This window comes from Janthinobacterium woesei (genome assembly GCF_051380875.1).
Lineage (GTDB): Bacteria > Pseudomonadota > Gammaproteobacteria > Burkholderiales > Burkholderiaceae_D > Janthinobacterium.
Genome location: NZ_JBNYXW010000010.1, coordinates 93174 through 111992 on the forward strand (window position 1 = coordinate 93174; position 18819 = coordinate 111992).

At 62.6% G+C, this 18819-nt stretch carries 18 protein-coding genes and 1 tRNA gene; 10 read left to right on the plus strand and 9 right to left on the minus strand.

Translation table 11 applies throughout. From position 1 onward, the window contains the following. The first annotated feature begins 126 nt into the window (after positions 1-126). Genes ACQ4W6_RS13240 through ACQ4W6_RS13250 form a run of 3 tightly spaced genes read left to right on the plus strand, consistent with a single transcriptional unit; the run spans position 127 to position 2454 of the window. Positions 127-936: a methionine ABC transporter ATP-binding protein gene (locus ACQ4W6_RS13240; protein ID WP_436567642.1), complete on the plus strand. Its 810-nt coding sequence runs from the start codon at positions 127-129 to the stop codon at positions 934-936. Then, positions 929-1603 carry a methionine ABC transporter permease gene (locus tag ACQ4W6_RS13245; RefSeq protein ID WP_436567643.1) on the plus strand — a complete coding sequence of 225 codons (675 nt, stop codon included), beginning with the start codon at positions 929-931 and terminating at the stop codon, positions 1601-1603. The genes ACQ4W6_RS13240 and ACQ4W6_RS13245 overlap by 8 nt, the downstream gene beginning before the upstream one ends. 23 nt (positions 1604-1626) lie before the next feature. Then, positions 1627-2454: a MetQ/NlpA family ABC transporter substrate-binding protein gene (locus ACQ4W6_RS13250; RefSeq protein ID WP_436567644.1), complete on the plus strand. Its 828-nt coding sequence runs from the start codon at positions 1627-1629 to the stop codon at positions 2452-2454. A gap of 238 nt (positions 2455-2692) precedes the next feature. On the opposite strand, the gene ACQ4W6_RS13255 is transcribed toward ACQ4W6_RS13250, so the two are convergent. Continuing rightward, positions 2693-3310 (minus strand): OmpW/AlkL family protein, encoded by a 618-nt coding sequence (locus tag ACQ4W6_RS13255; RefSeq protein WP_436567645.1) that lies wholly within the window; start codon positions 3308-3310, stop codon positions 2693-2695. 278 nt (positions 3311-3588) lie between these two features. Between ACQ4W6_RS13255 and fur the strand changes: the two genes are divergently transcribed. The 7 genes from fur (at position 3589) to ACQ4W6_RS13290 (ending at position 8281) form a co-directional block, all read left to right on the plus strand. Further along, the gene (fur, locus tag ACQ4W6_RS13260; protein ID WP_436567646.1) at positions 3589-4026 is read left to right on the plus strand and encodes a ferric iron uptake transcriptional regulator; all 438 of its coding nucleotides are present in this window, start codon (positions 3589-3591) and stop codon (positions 4024-4026) included. A gap of 83 nt (positions 4027-4109) precedes the next feature. Then, complete coding sequence (locus tag ACQ4W6_RS13265; protein WP_436567647.1) at positions 4110-4472, plus strand: MerR family transcriptional regulator; 363 nt, start codon at positions 4110-4112, stop codon at positions 4470-4472. Positions 4473-4545: 73 nt separating this feature from the next. Continuing rightward, positions 4546-5124, plus strand: coding sequence for an NAD(P)H-dependent oxidoreductase (locus ACQ4W6_RS13270; protein ID WP_436567648.1), 579 nt, complete (start codon positions 4546-4548; stop codon positions 5122-5124). A gap of 173 nt (positions 5125-5297) precedes the next feature. Then, the gene (locus ACQ4W6_RS13275) at positions 5298-6494 is read left to right on the plus strand and encodes a SpoIIE family protein phosphatase (RefSeq protein WP_436567649.1); all 1197 of its coding nucleotides are present in this window, start codon (positions 5298-5300) and stop codon (positions 6492-6494) included. Between the two features lie 64 nt (positions 6495-6558). Further along, the gene (locus ACQ4W6_RS13280) at positions 6559-7116 is read left to right on the plus strand and encodes a SiaB family protein kinase (RefSeq protein ID WP_436567650.1); all 558 of its coding nucleotides are present in this window, start codon (positions 6559-6561) and stop codon (positions 7114-7116) included. A gap of 22 nt (positions 7117-7138) precedes the next feature. Further along, on the plus strand, positions 7139-7537 hold the full coding sequence (locus ACQ4W6_RS13285; RefSeq protein ID WP_436567651.1) for a DUF1987 domain-containing protein: 399 nt from the start codon (positions 7139-7141) through the stop codon (positions 7535-7537). Between the two features lie 3 nt (positions 7538-7540). After that, positions 7541-8281: a GGDEF domain-containing protein gene (locus ACQ4W6_RS13290; protein WP_436567652.1), complete on the plus strand. Its 741-nt coding sequence runs from the start codon at positions 7541-7543 to the stop codon at positions 8279-8281. Here ACQ4W6_RS13290 and ACQ4W6_RS13295 read toward each other — a convergent pair. From ACQ4W6_RS13295 to fdnG, 8 genes are all read right to left on the minus strand, one after another. After that, positions 8278-8991, minus strand: a complete 714-nt coding sequence (locus tag ACQ4W6_RS13295) for a substrate-binding periplasmic protein (protein ID WP_436567653.1) — start codon at positions 8989-8991, stop codon at positions 8278-8280. The genes ACQ4W6_RS13290 and ACQ4W6_RS13295 overlap by 4 nt on opposite strands. A 160-nt stretch (positions 8992-9151) precedes the next feature. Then, a tRNA-Sec gene (locus tag ACQ4W6_RS13300) sits at positions 9152-9247 on the minus strand. A 12-nt stretch (positions 9248-9259) separates the two neighbouring features. Next, positions 9260-11215 (minus strand): selenocysteine-specific translation elongation factor, encoded by a 1956-nt coding sequence (selB, locus tag ACQ4W6_RS13305; protein WP_436567654.1) that lies wholly within the window; start codon positions 11213-11215, stop codon positions 9260-9262. Continuing rightward, positions 11212-12627: an L-seryl-tRNA(Sec) selenium transferase gene (gene selA / locus ACQ4W6_RS13310; RefSeq protein WP_436567789.1), complete on the minus strand. Its 1416-nt coding sequence runs from the start codon at positions 12625-12627 to the stop codon at positions 11212-11214. Before selA ends, selB begins: the two co-directional genes overlap by 4 nt. Further along, a complete protein-coding gene (gene fdhE, locus ACQ4W6_RS13315; protein ID WP_436567655.1) occupies positions 12627-13724 on the minus strand; it encodes a formate dehydrogenase accessory protein FdhE in 1098 nt (365 codons plus the stop codon). Before fdhE ends, selA begins: the two co-directional genes overlap by 1 nt. Positions 13725-13843: 119 nt before the next feature. Next, positions 13844-14515, minus strand: coding sequence for a formate dehydrogenase subunit gamma (locus ACQ4W6_RS13320; RefSeq protein WP_436567656.1), 672 nt, complete (start codon positions 14513-14515; stop codon positions 13844-13846). Next, a complete protein-coding gene (gene fdxH, locus ACQ4W6_RS13325) occupies positions 14502-15425 on the minus strand; it encodes a formate dehydrogenase subunit beta (RefSeq protein ID WP_436567657.1) in 924 nt (307 codons plus the stop codon). The genes ACQ4W6_RS13320 and fdxH overlap by 14 nt, the downstream gene beginning before the upstream one ends. Before the next feature lie 13 nt (positions 15426-15438). Then, on the minus strand, positions 15439-18510 hold the full coding sequence (gene fdnG, locus ACQ4W6_RS13330) for a formate dehydrogenase-N subunit alpha (protein ID WP_436567658.1): 3072 nt from the start codon (positions 18508-18510) through the stop codon (positions 15439-15441). Positions 18511-18819: the final 309 nt, after the last annotated feature.

Sequence of the window (18819 nt, forward strand, 5' to 3'; positions counted from 1 at the left end):
AAAGCAAGATTCTGTCGTAGGAGTAATAACGCCATCGGAGGTATACTACGCAACCGACGTCACAAGGCAGCCGTTTCGGCACATGAATAACAGCCTGTGGCGGTCCAATCAATAAGGAAACACTGCATGACCACACCACACCGTACGCCGGTGATACGCATCGACGGCGCGAACAAGACCTTCGCGCTGCCCAAGGGCGAACAATTCCACGCGGTCAAATCGGTCACGCTGGAAGTCTATCCCGGTGATATTTTCGGCCTGATCGGCAAGAGCGGCGCCGGTAAATCAACCCTGCTGCGCCTGATTAACCTGCTTGAGCGCCCTGACAGTGGCACCATTACCGTGGCCGGGCGCGAATTGACGCGCCTGGGCAAGAGCGAATTGCGCGACGCGCGCCAGAATATCGGCATGATTTTCCAGCAATTCAATTTGCTGCAAAACGCCAGCGTCTTCGACAACGTCGCCTTCCCCTTAAAAATCCATGGCACGGCCAAGGGCGAGAAAATCGCCGCCCGCGTCGAGGAATGCCTGGCGCTGGTGGGCCTGTCCGACAAGCTGCACAGCTATCCGGCGCAACTGTCGGGCGGCCAGAAACAGCGCGTGGCCATCGCCCGCGCCCTGGCCAGCCATCCCGACGTGCTGCTATGCGACGAGCCGACGTCCGCGCTGGACGCGGAAACCACGCGCGCCCTGCTGGGCACCTTGCGCGACATCAATGAACGCCTGGGCGTGACGATCGTCATCGTCAGCCATGAACTGTCGGTGCTGGGCGCCATCTGCAACCGCGTGGCCGTCGTGGAAGACGGCGCCATCGCCGAACAATTCGACCTGAGCGACACGGCCACGCCGCGCAAGACGGCGCTGGGACGCGAGCTGGCTTACTACGGCACCGCAGCATTTGAAGCCACCGCATGGAAGGATGCAACACATGTTTGAAGAATCGATCACTAACGTCATCAACTTGATGCCGGAAATCTGGGTGGCGCTGGGCCAGACCATGACGATGCTGGGCATCGGTTTGACGGCCGCCATCCTGATCGGCGGCCCGCTGGGCATCTTGCTGTTCCTGGTCTCGGAAGGCCAGTCGCTGGAAAACCGTCCGCTGTCGATGATTCTGGGCTGGCTGGTCAATACCGTGCGCAGCTTCCCCTTCATTATTTTACTCGTCGCACTGACGCCATTTACGCGCATCATCGCGGGCACGTCGATCGGCCCGCTGGCCGCCGCCGTACCGCTGTCGTTCGCCGCCATTCCCTACCTGGCGCGCCTGATCGAGCAAAACCTGCGCGAAGTGCCGCGCGGCGTGATCGAGGCAGCGCATGCCATGGGCGCCTCGGAAATGCAGATCATCTTGCGCGTGCTGCTGGTGGAAGCGCGCTCCGGACTGGTGCTGGCCCTGACCGTGCTGTCGATCAGCTTCCTGTCGTATTCGGCCGTGGCCGGCGTGGTAGGCGGCGGCGGCATCGGCGACCTGGCCATCCGCTACGGCTATTACCGTTTCGAGACGGACATCATGGTCGTCACCGTGGCCATCCTGATCGTGCTGGTGCAAACCATCCAGTTCGCCGGCACGCGCATCGCCAAGCGCCTCGACAAACGTTAATCATATTCAGTACAAGGACACAGATGAACCACATTCGCCGCAACCTGCTCCTGGCCGCCGCCAGCCTGGCCTTCGCCACCGCTGCCCACGCCAAGGACCCGAAGGAACTCGTCATCGGCACCAGCTCCGGTCCGTATTCGGACCAGTTGAAGCTGGGCATCAAGCCTATCCTGGAAAAACAGGGCTACAAGGTCAAGATCGTTGAATTCAACGACTACGTGCAGCCGAACTACGCGCTGGCCGAAGGCTCGCTGGACGCCAACGTGTTCCAGCACATCGTCTACCTGACCAAGTTCGCCACCGATAACAAGCTGCCCCTGAGCCCATTGATCACCGTGCCGACCACGCCGATCGCCCTGTACAGCAGCAAGCATAAATCGCTGGCCGAAGTAAAGAACGGCGCCACCATCACCATGCCGAACGATCCGACCAACCAGGCGCGCGCGCTGGTGGTGCTGGCCAAGATGGGCTGGATCAAGCTCAAGCCAAATGCCGACCCGCTGCGCGCTTCCGAGCGCGACGTGCTGGAAAACCCGAAAAAGCTCAAATTGATCCCGCTCGAAGCGGCGCAGCTGCCACGCTCGCTGGCCGACGCCGATTTCTCTTTCGTCAACGGTAATTTCGCCCTGGCCGCCGGCATGAAGCTGACGTCCGCGCTGGCCGTGGAAAAAATCTCGGACAGCTACATCAACCTGGTGGCCATCCGCACGGCCGACAAGGGCAAGCCCTGGGTGAAAGACCTGGAAGCGGCCTACCGCTCGCGCGCCTTCCTCGACGCGACGAATAAATACCTGGCCGGCTACGAAAAGACGGACTACCAGCAGGCGCTGGAAAAAACGCTGAAAAAATAGACAGCGTGCTTGAAACGTAAAAAAGGACGGCCAGGTGCAAACCCGGCCGTCCTTTTTTACGCCCGCCACGCGGGCATCCTCAACACTTACAACGCCTAACAAAACCGTAGCGAGCGGAAGGAAGGCTCGGCGCCCCCGTTGGCTCGAGAAGCGCAACTGTACGAAGGTACGGGGGCGCCGAGCCAGTGAGCATCGCAGACCACAAATTACGACGCGCAGTAGGTTTTGATAGGTGTTCCTAGAAGCGGTAGCCGACGCCGACGCCGATCAGCAGTGGATCAACCTTGACTTCGCTGGCCTTGGCGCCGCCGATGAAGACATCGCTGCGGATCTGCACTTTCTTGATGTCGAAGTTCAGCGACCAGTTCTTGTCCAGCTTGTAGTCGACACCGGCTTGCAGCGCAAAGCCCCAGCTGTCGTGCTCCAGGCGGCCCGCGCCGTTCAGCAGTTTCACTCCCGAAATATTCGTGTAGTTCACGCCCGCGCCCACGTAAGGGCTGAACTGTTTTTCAGGCATGAAGTGATATTGCAGCGACAGGGTCGGCGGCAAGTGCTTGAAGGTGCCGATATTGTTGCCGTCGAGCGTGACGTCATGCTTTTGCGGATACGTCAGGATCAGCTCGGCAGCGATGTTGGGAGTAAAGAAATACGAGATATCGATTTCAGGAATCGTCTTGCTGCTGACATGCAAACGGTCGGCTGCGCCGACGCCGCCGATAGGCGCAGATTTGTCGGCCGGGTCGATGTGCACGGCGCGCGCACGGACCAGCCATGGGCCTTCCTGTGCCATGGCATTGCTGGCGAAGGCGCCGATGGCGGCCAGGACGATTGCTGCTGCAGTTGCGGACGTTTTCATTGTGGTTTCCTCTGTCGTTAAGTAACGCTGCGAAGTTTAAAAGTGCAGTGCAACAAAAACTTTGATCCACATCAAATAGTGCCAGATGGCATCGACAGCGCGATTTTTTCCTTTTCCCACGTCAAGAAATGCGGCAGCGCAGCGCGGTAGCGGGCATCACTGCACGTGGGCAAACAGGCTGGCCACCCAGTCGGCCAACACATGAAAATGGTAATGATTATCATTTACGATATAATCTACTGCCACGCTCGGGCGATCAAAAAAAAGGAATCGGAGACATGGATATATTGAGGGAACTGCGTGAATCGGGCTTGAAAGTGACCATCCCCCGCTTGCGGATTCTGCAGCTGTTTCAAGAGGGCGCGATCAAGCATCTGAGTGCGGACGATGTGTATAAACTCTTGCTGGCCGAAAAGATCGATGTGGGCCTGGCCACCATTTACCGCGTACTGATGCAGTTTGCCGAAGCGGGTATCCTGTTTCGCCGCCATTTCGAAGCGGGCCACGCCGTCTTCGAACTGAACCAAGGCCAGCACCACGACCACCTGGTCTGCACAGGCTGCGGCAAGGTCGATGAATTCGTCGATGAAGGCATCGAGCTGCGCCAGAACGAGATCGCCACCGAGCGGGGCTTCGTGCTGCATGAGCACGCGCTGTCGCTGTACGGCACCTGCGCCGACTGCACGGCCAGGAAAGTCCCGCCGCGCCGGGCATGAAGCCGCGCCTGGGTAGCCCGTGGTACACCACCTTGGCTGCCTTGCGCTACACTGCGTGCGCCGTACATCAACAAAGGAAAGCCATGTACATCGGAGAAATCGCCCGCCTGGCGGGCACCTCGCCCAAGGCCTTGCGCCACTATGAATCGCTGGGCTTGCTGGGCGACGTGCGCCGCTCGGGCGCCTACCGCGTCTACACGCAAGAAGACCTGGCGCAGGTGAAATTGATACGCCAGGCGCAAACGCTGGGCTTTCGCCTGGCCGAACTGCTGCCCATCCTGGCTGGCGACGCTACCGACTGGGCCGCCCTGTCGCAGCATATCGCCGCCAAGCGCGCGCAATTGCAGCGCGACATCGCGCGCCTGCGCCAGCTCGACGCACAGCTGGTCGACATCGACGTGGAAATCCACGACTGCCTGGCGCGCCAGCGGCAGCAAGCGGCCTGAGGCTGCCCGCTTGACTCTGCCACTAGGGGCAGGCTTTAGCATGCAAGCTGTTCTTTTATAGAAAGCTTGCATCATGGAAAAACGCGTTTTAGTGATCTTCGGCCATCCGTCCGGCGACAGTTTCTGCGCCGCTCTCGCCGACGCCTACGCCGAGACAGCACGCGCCCAGGGCCATACCGTGCGCACATTGCGCCTGGGCCAGCTGGACTTCAACCCCATCTTGCACCAAGGCTACCGCCAGGTGCAGCCGCTGGAAGCCGATTTGCTGGCGGCGCAGGAAGCCATCAGTTGGGCGCAGCAGCTGGTGTTCTCCTACCCCATCTGGTGGGGCGGTGCGCCGGCGCTGCTGAAAGGCTTTGTCGACCGCGTCTTCCTGCCCGGCTACGCCTTCAAGTACCGCCCAGGAAAAGCCTTCCCGGCGCAGCTGCTGGCGGGCCGCAAGGCCCAGCTCCTGGTGACGATGGATACGCCGCCCTGGTATTTCCGCTGGGTCTACCGCATGCCCGGCATCCACCAGCTGCGCAAGACGACGCTGGAGTTTTGCGGCATCAAGCCCGTCAAGGTAGCCAGCTTCGGCCCCATCATAAATTCCACCGAGCAACAACGTGCGCGCTGGCTGGATCAAGCGAAGGCGCTGGCCCGGCACGCCTGAGTTGCTTGCCATGCAGCCATCTTGCATTCGGTTTTGACAAGCTGGTAATCAAGCCGTCATAATCCAAGGCTACCATGATGATATTGCCTGTTTGTCAGCCGCCTTGCCGCTGCGACAACAAGGTTCCGATCGTCATGTAAAGGTAGCCGCCTGTGGAGTTCAACGCTTCTCGATTGCATCTCCCCCGTTATCGCTCGTCCGTGGCGTTTGATCTGTGCATCGCCACGGAATCGGTACAGGCCGACGCCAGCAACTTCGCCGTGCTGGAACTGTTTACGGAGCGGCGCGACATGATGAGCCTGCCCGTCACGGAGCAGCAACGGCCCATCGGCTTGATCAGCCGCAATATCTTCATGTCGCAAATGTCCAAGCCGTTCTACCACGAGGTGTATGGCAAGAAGAGCTGCATCGCCTTCATGGACAAGGAACCGCTGATCGTCGACGGCGCCATGAGCATCGAAGACCTCACCTTCCGCGCCGTGGAAGCGGGCGAGAAGGCGCTGGCCGACGGCTTCATCATCACCGACGATGGCGCGCTGGCCGGCGTGGGCTTCGGCTTGCAGTTGATGAACGTGGTGGCCACCATGCAGGCCGAGAAAAACCGGCAGATCATGCACAGCATCGATTATGCCAGCGTGATCCAGCGCGCCCTGCTGCGCACCTCGAACGCCGAGCTGCGCGCCACCCTGCCCGACGCCCACCTGGAATGGCAGCCGCGCGACGTGGTGGGCGGCGATTTCTACTTCTTCGAACGCCATGCGGGCGGCTGGTTTGCCGCCATCGCCGACTGCACGGGCCACGGCGTGCCCGGCGCCTTCATGACCCTGATCGCCTCGTCCGCCCTGAGCCAGGCCCTGCGCGAACTGGGGCCGCACGACCCGGCCGCCCTGATCGGCGCTGTCAGCCGCGCCATCAAGACACTGCTGGGACAGGATGGCAGTGCCACCGGCTCGAACGACGGCATGGATTGCGCCTTTTTGTGCCACGACGACGCCAGCGCCAGCCTGCGTTTCGCGGGGGCGAAACTGGCGCTGCATATGGTGGCGCCTGGCGAGGACGGCGTGCGCGCCTGCGATGGCGCGCGCATGGGCGTGGGCTATGTCGACACGCCGGCCGGCTACTGCTGGTACAACGAGACGATCAACACGCCGCCAGGCAGCCTGCTGTTCATCACCACCGACGGCTTGCTCGACCAGATCGGCGGCGCGCGCGACATCGCGTATGGCAAGCGGCGCATGCGCGAACAGTTGCTGGCGCAGCGCGCTACCCCGGCCAGCGAGGTGGCGGCGGCCCTGCTGCAGGACAGCGCGGCCTGGCAGGGCAAGCAGCCGCGCCGCGACGACCTGACCTTTTTCTGTTTCCGCCTGTAGTTTGACGCCCATCAAGCCCCCCATCAACAAGAAACCGGGTCACCGGCTAGCCAGGAGCACTGACGTGCTGTACGAAGAATTCAACGAGTTTTGGGATGTGGCGCGCAAGCGCAATATCATCTTTTTTTACGTGGGCTATTTCTCGCAGCACGTGGTCAGTGCGATTTCGGAAACCATCAAGGCGCGCCTCGACACGGCGGGTGCGGCCGGCCCCACGCGTCGGCGCATCTTTTCTTCGTTCATCGAAATGTCGCAAAACATCATGCATTATTCGGCGGACAGCCTGACGCCCGACGCGCAACTGGACCAGCAGATGCGGCGCGGCTCGTTTTGCATCGGTACGCGCGGCGATAGTTTTTTTCTCCTGTGCGCCAACCCCGTGTCGACGGACAACGTGGCGCAGATCCGCGCCCGCCTGGAGCCATTGCACACGATGACGATGGAAGAAATCCGCCTGGCGTATAAAAAGGCCCTGCGCGAAGAAGCGCCCGCCGACAGCAAGGGCGCGGGCCTGGGTTTTCTGACCATGGCGCGCGACGCCAGCGAGCCGCTGGAATTCGAATTCGTCCAGGATCCCCAGGAGCCGGACCACACCATCTTCTGCATCAAAGCCATCATCTGAAAGAGCCGACTCAGGAAAGCATATGCAATTACCGTCACCACTGTTCATCGCCGCGACCCCGAGCTCGCCCGAAATCGACTTCCGTTTCGAACAGCACGTCCTGTCGATCAAGGGCGAGTCGTATCCGGAAAACGCGGCCGCCTTCTATGGCCCGCTGATCGCCGCCGTGCGTGCCTACCTGGACGGCTGCCGCGCAGCCGCCATCACCGTGAATGTCTCACTGGCCTACTTCAACAGTTCCAGCACGAAGATGCTGTTTACCCTGTTCGACACACTGAACCAGGCGGCCCTGGACGGCAACCAGGTTCGCCTGAACTGGTACCACGACGAGGACGACGACACCATCCTGGAATTCGGCCAGGAGCTGCAGCAGGACTTTACCGCGCTGGACTTCCGCGACCATCCCGTGCAGGGCAGCTAGGCCATGCGCGCCGCCATGGCCGAGGCCGCACTGGAGCCCGACCTGTTCACCGTGGAAGCGGCAGCGCTGGCTGCCGCGCGCCGCATGCACGCCGACGAGCAGGCCAGCGGCGAAGCGCAGCGGCGCGTGCTCGGTGAGTTGATCGTCCATTATGAACGGCTGATGCGCGAAACACGGCGCCTGATTGGCCGCAGCGACCGCGCCGAGCGCGACATGCACCTGCTGAACCGCCAACTGCAAACCCTGGCCGGCCAGCTCGAATACCGCGCCACGCACGACCCGCTGACGGGCGCGCTGAACCGCGGCGCCGTGATCGACCACGCGCAGCGCTGCCTGGCGCAGGGTGACATGGCGCTGATCGTGCTCGATATCGATTTGTTCAAGCAAGTCAACGACGACTTCGGCCACCCGGCCGGCGATGGCGTGATCCAGGCCGTGGTCGACTGCCTGAAGGGCTTGTTGGGACAGGAGGCAGCCATCGGCAGGGTCGGCGGCGAGGAATTCTCCGTCGTCTGGCCCACCACCTCGCGCGACGAGGCGGGCAAGGTGGCGCAGCGCATCTGCGAGACAGTCGGGCGCCAGCGCCATGCGGCGCCCATCACGCGCGCCATCACCGTCAGCGTGGGCCTGAGCTGGAACCGCGCCGGCACGGCCTTCGAGACAGCCTACAGCCATGCCGACCAGGCCCTGTACCAGGCCAAGCGCGAAGGACGCAACTGCGTGCGCCAGTGGCTGGAAAGTTAGCGCAACTGCTCGCGTGCCATGCTGCCGTCGCGGCGCATGGCGCTTGCCGCGCGCTGCATGGCCGCCGCCTGCGCCTCGGGCAGCTGCCTGTTGCAGGCCAGGTAGGTCTGCACGCGGTTGAAGGTCAGCAGCGGCACCACCTTGTTTTCCCACTCCTTGCCGGCAAATGGCTTGCTGCCCACTGCCATGCCCACGGCCCACAGGTCGATACGTCCCATGAGCAGCTTTTGCGGATTGAGCCACTCCTGCGTCACGGCTGCGACATTCAAGCCGCGCTGGCGCAGGTAATCGTCGCGCGCGTCACCGAGCACCGTGCCGATCGTCAGGCCATGCGCATCGTCGAGCGTGCGCAGCGCCAGGCGCCGTTCGGCCAGGCCATACAGCACCCATTCGGCTTCGTTGAGTGGCCCAATCCAGCGGAACTGCGCTTCGCGCTCTTGCGTGCGCGTGGTGGAAAAGATGCAGGTGTCAAGCTCGCGCAGCGCCAGGGCATACGCGCGCTTCCAGGGCAGCAGCTCGATGGAATACACAATACCGGCGCGCGCCATGATCTCGCGCACCTTCAGCGTCTCGCGTCCCACCACGACATTGCCTTCCATCATGCTCGATGGCGGCAAATGCTCGCCGACGATGCGTACGCCCGTCGCCGTCGCCGCTAACGGCATCAGCAGCGCCGCTGCCAGCAGCCATGCCATCGTTCCTAGTTTCATGCTTGCCTTCATCTGCCACAGGGTATCGGTCACGATGTTACCATCGGCGCCGGCCCGGCATGGAAGAATATTGCCTTTTAAGCCATTGTTTTTCCGCAACGTGGCAACAGGCCAACGCCGGGAAGATGACCGTACGAGACGGCTGGGGGTGGGAAATAATTGGCGGAAAACAGTAGGAGTCGAACCTACGGGAGAACGTCTGACGCCCTCCACCGGGTTTGAAGCCCGGCCACATCACCGGATGAGTGTGCTTTCCGCGGTGCCTGAGCTAGCTGTTGGGCAAGGCTGCAGTGTAGGACCACAACGCCTGCGGGCGTAATAGATGCCCATTGCCAACACGGCGAGTATAACCGACGCGGTCAAAGAATTCCAAGACCTGGATCGCCCGCTTGCGGCCCAGCCCGCTCGCATCGCGGAATGCCGCCGCCCCCACGGCGCCACTGCCCGGTGGCAAGCCTTCGTCCTGCCCGGCCTTTTGCGTTAGGGTGTGCACCAGCTGTGCCAATGCGGCCAACGCCGCCGGATGGTAAAACAGGTCGTGCACCACCTGGCTGATCTGGCCCGCCTTGGCAAGCTTACGCAATAGACGACGGGTTTCATCCTCGGCCAGGCCGAAGTCGCGCGCCAGGTCGCGCGTCCATGGCGGATCGAAACGTCCCTGGGCCAGGGCCGCCAGCATGGGTTCGGCCACCGCCTGCTCCTGCGGCGTCAGCTCCACGCTGTGCGTCGGCAGATGCAAGCTGGCGCCGCGCGCCTGCACCTCGCCCCGCGCCAGCAAGCCTTCGACCAGACGGCTCCACAAGGCGTCTTCCATCTCCGCGTCGACGATGCGTTTCAAGCGCCACAATTCCGGCCCCGCCTCGTCGGGCGCCCGTGCGTGGAAGGCTTCCAGGGCGGCCAGCACGCGCTGTTCCAGCGCCGCCAGCGCGGCGGGCGCCAGCAGCAAGGCATCGTTGGCGCGCAGGGCAATACGCTGCGTATCGGGTGGCAGCACGATGGCCGATGCCGGCAGCAGCGACAGGCGCACCAGCAGCGACTCGCGCAAGCCCAGCGCACTTTGCGCCAGCAGGGCTGCGTAATCGCCATGCGCGATGAACGCGGCCAAGGCGTCCAGCCAGGCAAGCCGAACCGGACTCCTGCGCTTGCGCGCGGGGCCGAACGGGTCGAGCACCATGCCGCCACCCACCGTCTGCGTGGCCTGCGCATTGCGCACCACGAAGCGGTCGCCCGGCACGCCATGCAGGGGAGTATCAAACACCAGTTGTACTCTAGCGGTCTGGCCCGGCGCCAGGGTTTCGCCATCGAGCATCACGGCGCGCGCCAGCTGGTGCGCCGCGCCCAGGTGCACGTGCAGCGGCGACCAGGCTTTCAGGTGCACGCCCGCGTCGGGCAGCAGGGTCAGCTCCACGTCGAGGCGTTCGGAACACTGCGCCAGCTCGGGCGCGACGATCCAGTTGCCCCGTTCGATGCGCTCGCGGGCGATGCCGGCCAGGTTCAGCGCCAGGCGCTGGCCCGCCATGCCGGCGTCCGCCGCACGGTTTTGCGCGTGGATGCTACGCACGCGCGCCTCCACGCCGCCGGGCGCCAGTTGCAGGGTGTCGCCCACCTTCGCCAAGCCCGCCAGCGCCGTGCCGGTAACGACCGTGCCTTGCCCCGACAAGGTAAACACGCGGTCCACGCCGAGGCGGAACAAGCGCCGTTCATCGCGCCGCGGCAGGCCGCGCGATACCTGCGTCAGGTGCGCCAGCAGGGCCGCCACGCCGGGATCATGCTCCACGCTGGCCGCCGTGGGGAAGATGGGGCTGCCAGCGAGCGAGGTACCATCGAGCAGTGCCTCGATGTCGGCTGCCACCTGCGCCACTCTCGCCGCGTCGGCGCGGTCGATCTTGGTCAGCGCCACGGCGCCGCGCGTCACGCCCAGCAGTTGCAGAATCGCCAGGTGCTCGTGCGTCTGCGGCATGACGCCATCGTCGGCCGCCACCACCAGCAGGGCGAAGTCGATGCCCGTCACGCCGGAGGCCATGGTGCGGATGAATTTTTCGTGGCCTGGCACGTCAATCACGCCCAGCACCGTGCCGTCCGCCAGCGGCAGGTAGGCATAACCGAGTTCGATGGAAATGCCGCGCGCCTGCTCTTCCTTCAAGCGGTCCGTGTGCACGCCCGTCAGCGCGCGCGTCAAGGTCGTCTTGCCATGGTCGATATGGCCTGCGGTACCGACGATCATGAGTCGACAACCCCATTCAACTGCGCCAGTTGCTGCGCGAACGCTTGCGCATGCGCCTCTTCCAGGCAGCGCAGATCGAGCCACAGGGTATCGTGCCCGATGCGCCCGATCACCGGCCGCGGCAAGGCGCGCAGACGCTGTTCCAGCACGCCCAGCGGATTGCTCAGGCGCGCGCCAGGCGCGCTGCGAATCGCCAGGCCAAAGCTGGGCAACTGATCGACGGGCAAGGCGCCGCTGCCGATCTGGCTTTTCATCGCTTCGGCCGTCACGGCGTAGGATGTTCCCAGCGCGTCTTGCAGCAGTGGCAGCAACTCCTCGGCTTGCTCGCGCATCGCCGCCGCAGGGCGCGTCAAGAGGCGCAAGGTGGTCAGGCGTTCGGCCAGCAAGTCCGGTGCGCGGTACAGCTGCAGCACGGGGGCCAAAGCGGCCAGGGTCAACTTGCCCACGCGCAGCGCGCGCTTCAAAGGGTTGCGCTTGATTTTCGCGATCAAATCGGCGCGTCCGACGATGATGCCGCACTGCGGGCCGCCCAGCAGCTTGTCGCCACTGAAGGTCACCAGGTCGGCGCCCGCTGCGATGGTTTCGCGCACCGTCGTTTCATGCGGCAAGCCGTATTGCGCCAGATCAACCAGGGTACCGCTGCCCAGGTCCACCGCCGTGGCCACGCCGTGTTTCGCGGCCAGCGGCACGAGCGCATCGAGTTCCACGCTTTTCGTGAAGCCGGTGATCGCGTAATTGCTGCAATGGACCTTCATCAGCAGGCTTGTGTGCTCGTTGACGCCATTGGCGTAGTCGGCCAGGTGCGTGCGGTTGGTGCTGCCCACTTCGCGCAGTACGGCGCCAGCGCGCGTCATCACATCGGGGATGCGGAAGGCGCCGCCGATTTCCACCAGTTCGCCGCGCGAGACGACCACTTCCCTGCCTTGCGCGAGGGTATTGAGCATCAGCAGCACGGCGGCCGCGTTGTTGTTGACGATGGTAGCCGCTTCGGCCCCCGTCAGCTCGCGCAGCAGCTCTTCCACCAGGTCGTCGCGGTCGCCCCGCTTGCCCGTTTCCAGGTCGAACTCCAGGTTCATCGGCCACTGCAGGGCTTCCACCACGGCTTGCACGGCGGCGTCAGGCAACAGCGCCCGGCCCAGATTCGTGTGCAGCACCGTGCCCGTCAGGTTGAACACGGCGCGCAAATGCGAGCGCGCCTGCGCCTGCAGGCGCTGCGCCAGCTGCGCCGTGATGCTTGCCATCTCCAGCCCATCCTGGGTGCCAGCCAGCATGGCTGCGCGCAGCCCGGCCAGCAGCGCGCGCGCCGCCTCCACTGTCTGCACGCGCCCGTATTGCGCGATCAAGGCCTGGCAAGACGCATCGGCGAGGATGCGGTCCACCGATGGCAGGCGCACGGTCTGCTCAGTCTTCATCAAGCTTTGCCGCCTTGAGGTTCGGCTTGGGGCTCACTTTTGCCCAGCCACAGCAGCGGGTTGCCGCTGGCGCGCTGGTAGCCGGCCTCGCCCACCAGCAGGTCGAGCATCAGGCTGGCCAGGTCGTCTGCCAGCGGTTCCACGTTGTAATCGTGTTCCTGGTTGAAGACCTTGCGGTAGGTATGGCAATCGTCGCAAGTTTCCGCGCGTGCCACTTTTTTCGGGTCGTTGGCCTTGTTGGGCAACTTGTCATCCTTGGCCATCACCGGATCGAACGGCGCCGCTTCGGCCGCATCCAGGCCCTGATAGGCGATCTTGCCATTCTGTTCGCAGGTCGAGCACTTCACGCGCACCATATGCCATTCGCTTTCGCAGATGCCGCAATGCAGGTAGCGATAACCTTGCGACTGGCCGCCGATGCGGATCACGCTGGCGACGGGGTGCGAACCGCAGACGGGGCACAGTGTGCCCGTTTCCAGGTCCGGCACGCGCGCGGCGCGCAACTCGCTGGCCGACACCGACCACAGAATCTGCAGCGCGGCGGCAACGAATGGCGCATGCATGGGATTGAGGTTGTCGCCATTTTCATCGAGCACGGCATCGGCGCAGGCGTCCAGCGCTTTCGCGTCGAGTGCGCGCAGCTGCGCCAGCACCTGCGTCAAGCCGTCCGACAGGGCCGGCTGGGCAGCCGCAGTAGCGGCCAGTTCACCCAGCAGGCTGGCAAAAATGTCGCGCCAGACGGGTGGACGGGCGCCGCTGACGGGCAGCACGGGCATGCGGTGGGAGATGGCGCGGCGCAGCGCGTCAGGGTCGGCGGCGGGCACGGCGCCCGGCGCCAGCTTGTGCACCACGGCCGCCTGCGCATCGGCCAGCGCGGCCATCAGCAGCAGATAGCCCTGCATGCCCGCATCGACGGGGATGCCCTTGATATTGCCCTGCGCCAATTCGCGCAAGCGCAAGGCGCGCGCCGTAAACAGGCTGCCAGGCTGCGGCAGCAGCAGGCGCGCAATGGCGTTATGGTCCAGGCCTTCGATTTCGCCTGGCTGAAGAATACGTTGTACCAATGGAGTTTTCCCATCAAAAAAGGCCGAATACATTCGGCGAGCCCATCCGACGGATGCGGCAGTGTTTCAAAGTATTTTAAACTAGAAAGAGAAAGGGGCCGATCCTGTGGGACCGGCCCCGGCGCTTGCAGCAGGGTTGCACTTACAACAGCTTAATCCTTGCTATTGCGTATCACCGCGTCAAACCACTTCGCATGGTGCTTGCGCGCCCAACCGTAAGTGACGGTGCCGCGCACCATGGCGCCGATCGAGCCCTTGACCCACAGGGCCGCGTAAATGTGCACGATGATGGCGCAAATGATGCCGAAGGCGCACACGGCATGCAACAAGGCGGCCGCGCGGATCACCGGGATCGGGAAGTAGAACGCAAAGTAAGCGCGCCAGATCACGATGCCCGACAACAGCAGGCCGAGCATGCAAGCGAGCAACACGAAGAACAGGATCTTCTGGCCGGCATTGTATTTGCCGATCTTCGGAAGCTTTTCTTCGCGGTTGTTAAGCACGTCGTCGATCTGTTTCAGCCACTGCACGTCGCCGTCCTCGAACTTGTTGTGGTGCCAGAAGCGCAGCACCAGGATCGCAAACGAGACAAACATCACCAGGCCGGCAAACGGATGCAAAATGCGCGTCCATTGGCCGCCACCGAACAGGTTGGCCAGCCACGCCATCGACGGATGGAACATGGCTAGGCCAGACAAGGCCAGCATGACGAAGGTGATGGCAGTGATCCAGTGGTTCGTGCGCTCGTTGGGGTTGTAGCGCTGAATCAGGGGGTTGCCATCCTTGTCGCGCAGCTTGCTATCGTGATGTTCACTCTGGCTCATGTTGTTCCTCCCGGATGCGCCTGGCCTCTTCCAAGGCTTCGCGCTCTTCGTCCTTGCTCACTTCGTTCGGACCGACACGCGTGTAGTGGAAAAAGCCTGCCAGTGCCGTGGCGGCCATGCCGGCCACCGCCAGCGGCTTGGCCCAGCCCTTCCAGAAACCGACCATCAGGCTGATGCGCGGCTTGTCTGGCAGGTTCGAGTACAGGCGCGGCTTGTCGGCATGGTGCAGCACGTACATCACGTGCGTGCCGCCCACGCCAGCCGGATCGTACAGGCCAGCGTTCTCAAAACCGCGCGACTTCAGGTCCACGATGCGCTCTTCCGCATGCACCTTCATGTCTTCCTTGGTGCCGAAGACGATGGCGCCCGTCGGGCAAGTTTTGACGCAGGCCGGTTCCTGGCCCACGGCCACGCGGTCCGAGCACAAGGTGCACTTGTAGGCGCGGTCGTCCTTTTTCGAGATGCGGGGCACATCGAAAGGACAGCCAGCCACGCAGTAGCCACAGCCGATGCAGTTTTCCTGATGAAAATCAACGATGCCGTTCGTGTATTGCACGATGGCGCCCGGCGCCGGGCAAGCCTTCAGGCAGCCCGGGTCCTCGCAATGCATGCAGCCATCCTTGCGGATCAGCCACTCGAGGTTGCCGTCGTTATCTTCGTGTTCGGCAAAACGCATCACCGTCCACGATTGCGGCGTCAAGTCCGTCGGGTTGTCATAGGTACCATGGTTTTCGCCGACCTCGTCGCGCAGGTCGTTCCATTCCATGCACGCCGTCTGGCAAGCCTTGCAGCCGATGCATTTCGACACATCGATCAACTTGGCCACGGTGCCGGTCACCGGGCTACGCGCTTGCGGCGGCGTCACCGTGGTAGCCGACAGGCGCCGGATATCTAAGGATTGCAGTGCCATTATTGATCTCCCATCATGCTTTTTCCACCTTCACCAGGAAGGACTTGAATTCCGGCGTTTGCGAATTCGCATCCCCCACGCCTGGCGTCAGGGTATTAATCAGATACCCCGGCTTGGCCACGCCCGTAAAGCCCCAGTGCAACGGCAAGCCCACGGTATGCACCAGCTTGCCCTCGATCATCAGGGCCTTGATGCGCTTGGTGACCACGGCCTTGGCGATGATGTGGCCGCGCTTGGAACTGACGCGCACCTCACCACCGGCAACGACGCCGATGCTCTTGGCCAGCTCTTCGCCGATTTCAACGAATTGCTGCGGCTGGATGATGGCATTCAAGCGTGCATGCTTGGTCCAGTAATGGAAATGCTCGGTCAGGCGATAGCTGGTGGCCACATGCGGGTATTCCTCATGGGTGCCAAACATTTTCCGGTCATCGGCGAACACGCGCGCGGCCGGATTGCTGGTCGCCTGCGGGTTTTTCGGATGCATCGGGTTGTAGCCCAGCGGATTTTCAAACGGCTCGTAATGCTCGGGGAACGGCCCTTCGGCCATGGCGCCGCGCGCAAAGAAACGCGCCACGCCCTCGCCCAGCATGATGAATGGGCCCATGCCGTTTTCCGGCGGCTCATCGACCTTGAAGTCGGGAATATCGGCCCCGCTCCAGTTCGTGCCATTCCACTCGATCAACTTGCGGGTCGGATCGAAAGGCTTGCCCTTCAAGTCGCACGAAGCGCGGTTATACAGCACGCGGCGGTTAGCCGGCCACGCCCAGGCCCAGCCCAGTGTCTGGCCGATGCCGGTCGGGTCGCTATTGTCGCGCCGTCCCATCTGATTGCCCGCCTGCGTCCAGCTGCCGGCGAAGATCCAGCAACCGCTGCTGGTGCTGCCATCGTCGCGCAATTGCGCAAACGAGGCCAGTTGCTCGCCTTTTTTCACCAACAGCTTGGTCGCGTCCTTCGGATCGTACAGATCGGCCAGCGCGCGGCCGTTAAATTCCCGGGCGATCTCTTCCGGTTGCGGATTATGCGGCTGCGCATAGTTCCACGTCAGGTTGAGAATCGGATCAGGGAACTTGCCGCCTTCCGTCTGGTACATCTTTTTGATGCGCAAGAACAGGCCCGACATGATTTCCAGGTCGCTGCGGGCCTGGCCCGGCGGTTCGGCCGCCTGCCAGTGCCACTGCAAGACGCGCGAGGAACTCACCAGCGAACCGCGTTCTTCGGCGAAGCAGCTGGTCGGCAAGCGGAACACTTCCGTCATGATCTTGGTGGGATCGACTTCGTGGTATTGCCCGTGCGGCTTCCAGAATTCGCCCGTTTCCACGGCCAGCGGGTCCATCACGACGAGGAACTTCAGCTTAGCCAGCGCTTCGGTGACCTTCTGCTTGTTCGGCGCGGAGGCGAGCACGTTGAAGCCCTGGCAGATATAGCCGGTCATCTTGCCTTGGTGCATGAGCTCGATGGCTTGCATCAAGTCATACGGCTTGTCCAGCTTTGGCAGGTAGTCGAAGGCGTAATTATTCTCGGCCGTGGCAAAGTCGCCCCACCACGTCTTCATGAAGCTGACGTGGAATTTGCGGTAATTGCTCCAGTAGCTGAGCTGGTTCGGCCGCAGCGGCTTGGTGGCGCGCGCGGCGATGTAAGCATCGAAGTCCTGCTCGCCCTCATTGGGCAGGGTCATGTAGCCCGGCAACAGGTTCGACATCAGGCCCAGGTCGGTCAGGCCCTGGATGTTCGAGTGGCCGCGCAAGGCATTCATGCCGCCGCCGGCGATACCCATATTACCCAGCAGCAACTGCACCATGGCGCCCGTACGGATGGTTTGCGCGCCCGTCGAGTGGTGCGTCCAGCCCAGTGCGTACAGGATGGTACCGGCGCGGCCAGGCACGGCGGTCGAGGCGAGCGCCTCTGCCACCTTGTGGAATTTCTCCGGCGACACACCGCACGTACGCTCGACCATCTCGGTCGTGTAGCGCGCGTAGTGCTTCTTCATCATCTGGTAGACGCAGCGCGGGTGCTCCAGGGTCGGGTCGATCTTGGCATAGCCATCGTCGCCGATCTCGTAATCCCAGGTGGCCTTGTCGGTGTACTTGCCTTTTTCCTTGTCGAAACCCGAAAACAGGCCATCCTCGAACGCATAGTCTTCGCGCACGATGAAGGGCATGTCCGTGTAGTTGCGCACGTACTCATGCTGGATCTTGTCGTTCGTCAGCAGATAATTGATGATCGCGCCGAGGAAGACGATGTCCGTGCCGGTACGCGTGGCGCAGTAGTAATCTGCCACGGATGCGGTACGGGTAAAACGCGGATCGACAACGATCAGCTTGGCCTTGTTATGCGCCTTCGCTTCCGTGACCCATTTGAAACCGCAAGGATGTGCTTCTGCTGCATTGCCGCCCATGACCAGGATCACATCGGCATTCTTGATATCGACCCAATGATTCGTCATCGCGCCACGGCCAAACGTCGGGGCAAGACCTGCCACCGTCGGTCCGTGTCATACACGCGCCTGATTATCAAAGGTCAGCATTCCCATGCTGCGCACTGTCTTGTGGGTCAGGTAACCGACCTCGTTGCTGCCGGCGGACGCGGCCAGCATGCCGGTGGAGAGCCAGCGGTTGACGGTCTTGCCGTCGGCATTCTTTTCGATCAGGTTGGCATCGCGGTCATCCTTCATCAGGCGCGCGATCTTGTCGAGCGCCACATCCCAGGAGATCGGTTGCCACTCCGTACCACCGGGTGCGCGGTATTCGGGCACTTTCAGGCGGTTCGGGCTATGGATGAAGTCGATCAGGCTGGCACCTTTCGGGCACAAGGTGCCGCGGTTGACCGGGTGATCGGCGTCGCCTTCCACGTGGATGATGCTGGAGACGGAATTTTTCGCGCCGTCGCCCAGTCCATACAGCAGGACGCCGCATCCTACCGAACAGTAAGGACAGGTATTGCGTGTCTCGGTCGTACGAGACAGCTTGTATTGCCGCACTTCCGCCATCGCCTGGCCCGGTGCGAAACCGAGCAGGGCGAGGCTGGAACCAGCAATGGTCGCGCCAGTTACCCGAAGGAACTGGCGCCTGGACATCTGAACCATATTCAGGCCTCTATGATGTAAGTAAATAAAAGTCATACAAGCTCATGACAGTGTCATATCAATATCATATATACACCATACATAAGCCATGTGTAGCGTATTTTACCTCTCAAACGGACGAAAATTTAATTCATCGGAAAGAATTGCATTTAGTCAACATTAATTCGTCCGTGGCGAACAATAGCGCAACACAGCTTAAACAGCTGCAACAGCCGGTGTGCGCATCCCTTCGCTGGCGCATGCGATGCAGAAAACACGGCCAGGACATCGATGGCGGCGGCCATGAAAAAACCCGCTCGCAAGCGGGTT